This is a genomic window from Streptomyces sp. FH025, assembly GCF_017427025.1.
Classification (GTDB): Bacteria; Actinomycetota; Actinomycetes; order Streptomycetales; family Streptomycetaceae; genus Kitasatospora.
This window is the reverse complement of sequence record NZ_JAFLNG010001042.1, coordinates 1-1,844: the sequence shown is the minus strand read 5'-3', so window position 1 is coordinate 1,844 and position 1,844 is coordinate 1. Positions and strand designations below refer to the sequence as shown.

Below are 1,844 nucleotides of genomic sequence, written 5' to 3'. Positions count from 1 at the left end.
CCAGCAGGGCCCGCTCCGCCTCGGCCCCCACCGCAGCCTCGGCGAACGCCGCCTCGTGCGGCGCGCAGGCGCCTCCGGTGATGTCCAGCACCGGGTGAATCGAGGGCACGGCGTGCGACACGTTCCCCATGTCCGTGCAGGCGAACGGTCCGCTCTCCACCGGCTCCGGCCGCCCGAGCACCGCCGCGTTGGCCCGCCAGAGCGCGAGCAGCGCCGGGTCGGAGCGCATGTCCAGGTAGTCCGGCTCGGGCCGGTGAAGCTCCACGTCGCAGCCGGTGGCGAGCGCCCCGGCCCGGAAGCAGTCCTCGACCCGCGCCCTCAGCTCCGTGAGGTCCTCGGCCGCCGAGGCCCGGAGTTCGTACTCGGCGCTCGCGGAGTCGGGGATCAGGTTCGGCGCCGTCCCGGCCGCCGTGGTGATGCCGTGCACCCGCCAGTGCGGCGGCAGTTGCTGGCGCAGCAGCCCGAGCGCGACCTGTGCGACGGTCAGCGCGTCGGCGGCGTTGCGCCCCTCGTGCGGGTTGAGGCTCGGGTGGGCGGTGCGCCCGGTGTAGCGGACGGACAGCGTGCCGAGCGCGAAGGAGCGGAAGTCGGCGACCTCGACCGGGCACGGGTGGACCATCATCGCCGCGTCCACCCCGTCGAACGCCCCCGCCGCCAGCAGCAGCGCCTTGCCCGCCCCGCGCTCCTCGGCCGGCGCGCCGATCACCCGTACGGTGAGCCCGAGTTGGTCCGCGTACGGGGCGAGCCCGAGTGCGGCGCCGACGCCCGCGGCGGCGATCAGGTTGTGCCCGCAGGCGTGTCCGAGCCCGGGCAGCGCGTCGTACTCGCAGACGAGTGCGACGGTGACCGGCCCGCTGCCGAGGCTCGCGCTGAACGCGGTCGGCAGTCCGTGCGCGGGCGCGGTGACCGCGTAGCCGTGAGCGCGCAGGGCTTCGGTGCACCAGGCGGCCGCGAGGTGCTCCTCGAAGGCGGTCTCGGGGTGGGCGTGGATGCGGCGGCTGAGCGCGAGCAGTTCCGCCCGGTGCGCGTGGACGCGGTCGTGGACGGCCTGCTTGGTCGCGGTCAGGGGCATGGGTGGCGCCTCCCGGGTGTCAGGGGCCCGGCCTCGCAGGGCCGTTGACCAGATCATATGAAGTTAGATTAGGCTAACCTAAGTAAGGCGTTCCGGATCCCCGAGGAGCTCTCCACCCCATGCCCGCCGCCGAAATCCAGGCTGACGACCCTCAGGCCGACGAACCTCAGGCTGACGAAATCCGGGCCACCGAGCCCCAGGCCGCCGACGTCCCGCTGCTCGCCGCCCAGGCCGCCATCTGGTACGCCCAGTCACTCGACCCCGCGAGCCCGGCCTACAACACCGGTGACGCCGTGGAGATCGCCGGCCCGCTCGACGAGGACGCGTTCGAGACGGCACTGCGGCAGGCCGTGGACGAGGCCGAGGCGCTCGGCGCCGTCGTCGTCACCGCCCCGGACGGCACCCCGCGCCAGCGGCTGCACCCCGACCGTCGCTGGCCGCTGCACCGCCTGGACCTGCGCGCCGCCCACGACCCGGCCGCCGAGGCCGAGGCCTGGATGCGCGCCGACCTCGCCCGCCCGGCCGACCTCACGACCGGCCCGCTGTTCACCCAGGCGCTCATCCGGCTCGCCGACGACCGTCACCTCTGGTACCGGCGGATCCACCATCTCGCCGTCGACGCCTACGCGTTGACCCTCCTCGGGGAACGCGTCGCCGCCCTCTACACCGCGCACGCCGCCGGCATCGAGTCCGACCCCAGCCCCTTCGCCAGCCTCGCCGAAGCCGCCGCCGAAGAGGCCGCCTACCGCTTGGGCGAGGAGTACCTGGCCGA

General features: G+C 74.7%; 2 protein-coding genes. One reads left to right on the top strand and one right to left on the bottom strand.

All coding sequences use genetic code 11. From position 1 onward, the window contains the following. The coding region (locus J0670_RS37055) for an amidohydrolase (RefSeq protein ID WP_207817172.1) at positions 1–1,072 on the bottom strand (1,072 nt) is incomplete at its 3' end. A 119-nt stretch (positions 1,073–1,191) separates the two neighbouring features. Here J0670_RS37055 and J0670_RS37050 point away from each other — a divergent pair. Beyond that, positions 1,192–1,844 (top strand): condensation domain-containing protein (locus tag J0670_RS37050; RefSeq protein ID WP_243438051.1); only part of this gene is annotated, 653 nt, incomplete at its 3' end.